Source organism: Fibrobacter sp. (assembly GCA_012523595.1).
Taxonomy (GTDB): domain Bacteria; phylum Fibrobacterota; class Chitinivibrionia; order Chitinivibrionales; family Chitinispirillaceae; genus JAAYIG01.
This window is the reverse complement of record JAAYIG010000031.1, coordinates 1-4,920: the sequence shown is the minus strand read 5'-3', so window position 1 is coordinate 4,920 and position 4,920 is coordinate 1. Positions and strand designations below refer to the sequence as shown.

General features: G+C 48.4%; 5 protein-coding genes. 3 read left to right on the top strand and 2 right to left on the bottom strand.

Annotated features, from left to right (window positions below; genetic code table 11):
* Positions 1-25: 25 nt before the first annotated feature.
* Positions 26-595 (top strand): HPF/RaiA family ribosome-associated protein, encoded by a 570-nt coding sequence (locus GX089_01470; protein NLP01142.1) that lies wholly within the window; start codon positions 26-28, stop codon positions 593-595.
* Between the two features lie 29 nt (positions 596-624).
* On the opposite strand, the gene GX089_01465 is transcribed toward GX089_01470, so the two are convergent.
* Together GX089_01465 and GX089_01460 are read right to left on the bottom strand one after the other, a co-directional pair.
* Complete coding sequence (locus tag GX089_01465; GenBank protein ID NLP01141.1) at positions 625-921, bottom strand: RNA-binding protein; 297 nt, start codon at positions 919-921, stop codon at positions 625-627.
* Between the two features lie 113 nt (positions 922-1,034).
* Positions 1,035-2,030 carry an adenosine kinase gene (locus GX089_01460; protein NLP01140.1) on the bottom strand — a complete coding sequence of 332 codons (996 nt, stop codon included), beginning with the start codon at positions 2,028-2,030 and terminating at the stop codon, positions 1,035-1,037.
* A gap of 192 nt (positions 2,031-2,222) precedes the next feature.
* On the opposite strand from GX089_01460, the gene thiL reads away from it, so the two are divergent.
* Both thiL and tadA read left to right on the top strand, forming a co-directional pair.
* Positions 2,223-3,233 carry a thiamine-phosphate kinase gene (gene thiL, locus GX089_01455; GenBank protein NLP01139.1) on the top strand — a complete coding sequence of 337 codons (1,011 nt, stop codon included), beginning with the start codon at positions 2,223-2,225 and terminating at the stop codon, positions 3,231-3,233.
* Between the two features lie 87 nt (positions 3,234-3,320).
* Positions 3,321-4,920, top strand: a 1,600-nt coding sequence (gene tadA, locus GX089_01450) for a Flp pilus assembly complex ATPase component TadA (GenBank protein NLP01138.1), incomplete at its 3' end; no start/stop codon positions are given.

Sequence of the window (4,920 nt, the reverse complement as noted above, 5' to 3'; positions counted from 1 at the left end):
TCACTTATCCATGGATTGGTGTGCTATGCAAGTTCCATTAGAGATCACATTCAGAGATGTAGAGAAGACCGATGAAATGGAGGAATTGATCAGAAAGAAAGCGGCAAAGCTTGACAGAATCTGCGATCATATAAACAGTTGTCGAGTAGTAGTCGAAAAACTCCAGAAACATCAGCACTACTCCCAGCCTTACAAAGTAAGAATCGATCTGAAGGTTCCTCCCGGACATGAAATTGTGGTAAGTCGTGATCCCTTCAGAACAGATCTGCACCAGGATCTTGGAGCTGAAATACGATGGGCATTCAATGCAGCGGAACGGCAACTGAAACAGCTTATCGACATCATGAACGGTGATGTAAAGACTCATCCATACCAGCAGGTTCAGGGTATAATAGAAAGATTGTTTGAGGCTGACAGGACAGGCTTCATCAGAACTGTGGACGGAAGAGAAATCTTTTTCCATGCCAACAGTCTTTTAAACAAGACTTTTGATGAGCTGAAGGTGGGGATGGGGGTAAGGTTTTCAGAGGAGATGGGAGAGAAGGGGCCGCAGGGTACGTCAGTGATGGTTGTCGATATCCAGGAGTCGTATTAAAAAAGGGCCGCTTGGCGGCCCTGTGCCTTTCAGGAACGAGGCTGATTAAATCTTTTCTTGAAGCCGCCGTGGTGATTGCCGCGCTGCTCTTTTTCACGGGCCTCGCTTATGGTTATTTTTCTTCCGCCAAGTTCTTTTCCGTTAAGATTGGAAATAGCCTCATCAGCGTTTTCCATCTCTACAAAACAGAATCCGCGTGACCTGCCTGTTTCGCGGTCAGTGATAATCTTTACAGATTCAACTTCACCGATCTGAGAGAAGAACTCTTTTACCTCATCTTCGCTGGTGCTGAATGGGAGATTGCCTACGTACAACTTCTTTGCCACAAAGAACCTCCATGAGAACGTTGCAGATGTTGGGAAAATAGGACATAATAAGCTCCCGGAAGCTTATTAATTTTAGTAAATACGTTTACCCACGGCAGAAAGCAAGAAAATTCTCAAAACAGGTTTTTGATCCTTTTCCAGCCTTCTTCCGGTATACTGGCTCCCACAACCTGACAAACCTCATAACCGCAAGCTGAACCCAGTTCTCCGCATTTCTGTAAAGGAAAACCCCTGGTGAGTCCGTAAAGAAATCCGGCAGCCCATAGATCTCCGGCTCCCGTAGTATCTATGGCGCTTCCATCACCCATGGCGCTTACTGCTATTGTAGATTCGCCATGAGCTATAAGGCTTCCTTTCTTTCCCAGTTTCAGCACAGCGATATCGGAGCTTTTCGCCATTTCCTCGAGGGCTTTCCGGGGATCCGAAAAACCGGTGAAAACCCGTGCTTCATCTTCGTTGGCTATCAGGATATCCACGTATTTGGAGCAGATCTCCTGGAGAAGTTTACGTGCGGCTTCTACAACTGTAAAGCTGGCCAGGTCAAGCGAGATCAGAGCGCCTGATTCTCTGGCTGCTTCCAGTGCTGCCATCATGAGTTTTTCATTAAACAGCAGATAACCTTCGATATGGACAAGTACGCAGTTATTGAACAAATCCGGTGAGATCTCATGCGGGGAGGTTTCCGCTGAGGCTCCCAGATAGGTGAACATCGACCGCTGAGCATCGGGTGTAATTATAGAGAGCACCTGCCCGGTTGGAGTTTCTGATTTCATCAGCAGCGGTTCCACGTTATGATTTCTGAGACCCTTTTCAAAAAGTAATCCCAGTTCGTCAATACCCCGTTTGCCGATGAAACGGGCGTTCCCGCCAAGTTTACCTATGCCCAGGATGGTGTTGCAGGCTGATCCGCCCGGAATAATCGCTGCATCCTTGAAGGACTTCTGCAATGTTTCACGGATGAAATGGTGCTCTACGAGCTGCATCCCGCCTTTCTGCGCACCGGTCTGCGCAAGAAAATCATCATCCTCGAGCAGACAGATATCTACAAGTGCTGAACCGATTGCTGCGATGAAGTTTCTGGGGGGAACTGACTGAAGGGGAAGTAACATCTGAACTCCTGTACGAAAAAAGTTTTTTGCCGCGGAGGCAAGGGTCTCTTTGACAAAAATGGAAACTGCCGAAGGGTAAAAATAGTAAATGACACACTTTTTCAGAAGCTATTTTATCCCTGTTCGGCGCGTTATAAACAAAAGAAACATGCTCCTTTACCGGGGCTTATATGAATCAGAGGTGTCCTTTTAATGAATAAATCTCCTTCCGCTGAGTATGATCTTATCTCCAGGCTTCAGGATGTCCTTGGGAATCAGCAGGCTGGCGACTGGAAATTGCTGATAGGTGATGATGCGGCGGTGCGCAGATGCGGAGATTCAGAGCTGATCATAACTACCGATATCTCCGTGGAGAATGTGCATTTTTCCCGGGCGTATATGTCCCTGGAAGAGATCGGTTACAGGGCGATGGTTGCCAATCTGAGTGATTGTGCAGCGATGGGAGCAATTCCTGACGGAGCTCTGGTTCAGCTTGTTTTTCCCTCTCAGGAAAAGGAGATCATAAGAGCCGCGGAGCAGATTTACAGAGGATTCGCCATGGCTTGCGGCAGGTGGAAATTTCCTCTTGTCGGGGGTGATATCTCTGCAGGCAGGCAGTGGGTGCTTGGAATTACTCTCCTCGGACGGGTGCCGTCCGGGGGAAGAGTGCTGAAGAGGAAAGGCGCTTTAAAGGGGGATTGTCTCTGGGTGACTGGCCTTTGCGGAGCCAGTGCTGCCGGGCTGCAGGCCTTACGGAAATGGAAAAGATGTGAGGTTCCGGACAGGTATAAAAGATTTCTGGTTTCTCATATCAAGCCGCTGCCCCGTGTAGAGGCCGGGCTTGAACTTGCTGCATGCCAGGAGGTGCATGCGATGATGGATCTTACCGATGGTTTGTCAAAGGATTGCGGTACCTTGGCTTGTGAGAACAATCTGGGAATTATTTTAAATCCTGACCCTGCACAAATACCTGAAGAGATGATACAATTGAGTGATGAACTTGGGGTTTCGTGGTTGGAGTGGTTTCTGCATGGCGGTGAGGACTATCACCTTCTTTTTGCCGCTACGCCTCAATTCGATCCTTCAAAAATGAAAGATTGCACTGGGGTGATGAAAATTGGCTATTTTACAGAGGATGTGAGCGGTGTGATGCTCCAAAGCGGTGATGAGAGGACAGTGGTACCGCCAGGGGGGTATGATCACCTGAAAAGTGAGATTATTTAGCGTGGATTTAAGGTTTCAGTAGAGATCGGTTTATCCGGTTGAGACTATGCTGATTTCACATATTCCGATAAGCGGATGATTTGACGTATGTTAATGGAACGTCGCCGGAAAAAGCTTGGTGAGATCCTGATTTCTCAGGGTCTTATAACTGAAGAGCAGTTACTGATTGCGCTTAAGGAGCACAAACGGACCGGAATCAGTATCGGAACTGTGCTGGTAAAGCTGGGGTTTATTTCCGATGATGATCTTTCAAGTGTACTGGGTCAGCAGATTCATCTCGACCAGAAAAAGAGAATCGGGGAGGTTCTTCTCGAACAGGGGCTTCTGACAGAGGAACAGCTTCAGGCCGGACTTGAGGAGCAGCGCAAGACCGGGTTGCAGCTTGGGAAATGCCTTGTGAATCTGGGCTTCATTTCCGAGAATAAGCTGGTTGATGTGCTCAGTGCCCAGCTTGACATCCAGCATGTCGTACTGGAAAACTTCAGTTTTTCCCGTCAGCTCGTTCATGTCATTCCTGAGGAGATGGCCAGAAGGTACAAGGCGATTCCTCTATTCGAGCAGGACGGGGTGATCACAGTGGCGATGGCGGATCCTACAAACCTTCGCACAATCGATCATCTCAAATTTAAAACCGGAAAAGAGATAGAGCCGGTTATTGCCACCGAAAAAAGCATCATTGCGGCTATAGATAAAAACTACTCTACCGGGCTTGAGGACATGACCTCGATTCTCGGTGAAGTGGCCAGCGGTCTGGATCTGGATGTTATCAAGTCTGAGGATGAGGCTGAGAAGCTCACTGACGAAGAGGGTGCGCAGGTTGTCAAGCTTGCCAATCTCCTTATCAATCAGGCGATCAGTGAAGGTGCCTCTGATATTCATATTGAACCGGTAGAAAAATATCTGCGCCTCCGTTACCGTATTGATGGAGAGCTGAAGGAGAAAAATCCCATCCCGCTGCAGCTTCGGGCTCAGATCATCTCCCGTCTCAAGATTATGGCTGGTATGGATATAGCCGAGAAGCGCAAACCGCAGGATGGAAGGTTTCAGATAAGGTATAAGGGCCGGGAGATCGATCTTCGTGTGTCCACTTATCCTGTGATGACCAGGAACAGAGGGGTAAACGAAAAGGTCGTTCTTAGAATTCTTGACCCGCAATCAAAGAACCTGACCCTTGACGTTCTGGGATTTCTCCCCAGGACACTTAAAATATTCAGTGAGATGATCAACCGTCCCGACGGAATAATTCTGGTGACAGGGCCGACCGGAAGCGGTAAAAGCTCGACATTATATTCCGCCCTGCAGAAAATTTACAGCGTGTCAAAGAATATTGTCACCATGGAAGATCCGGTGGAATATCATCTGGACGGAATCAGCCAGGGGCAGATAAATCCCAAAGCCGGATTTACATTCGCAGAAGGGATGAGATCGATTCTCCGTCAGGACCCGGATATTATCATGATAGGTGAGATGCGGGACAGGGAGACATGCGAGATGGCGATTCAGGCGGCTCTCACAGGGCATCTGGTGTTCTCGACCCTGCACACAAATGACTCTGCATCAGCTTACACCCGCTTGCTTGATATGGGGCTTGAACCCTACCTGATCACATCGACCGTTATCGGGATTCTGGCTCAGCGGCTGGTTCGCAAGATCTGCACAAGGTGCAGGGAGGCGTATACTCCTGAAC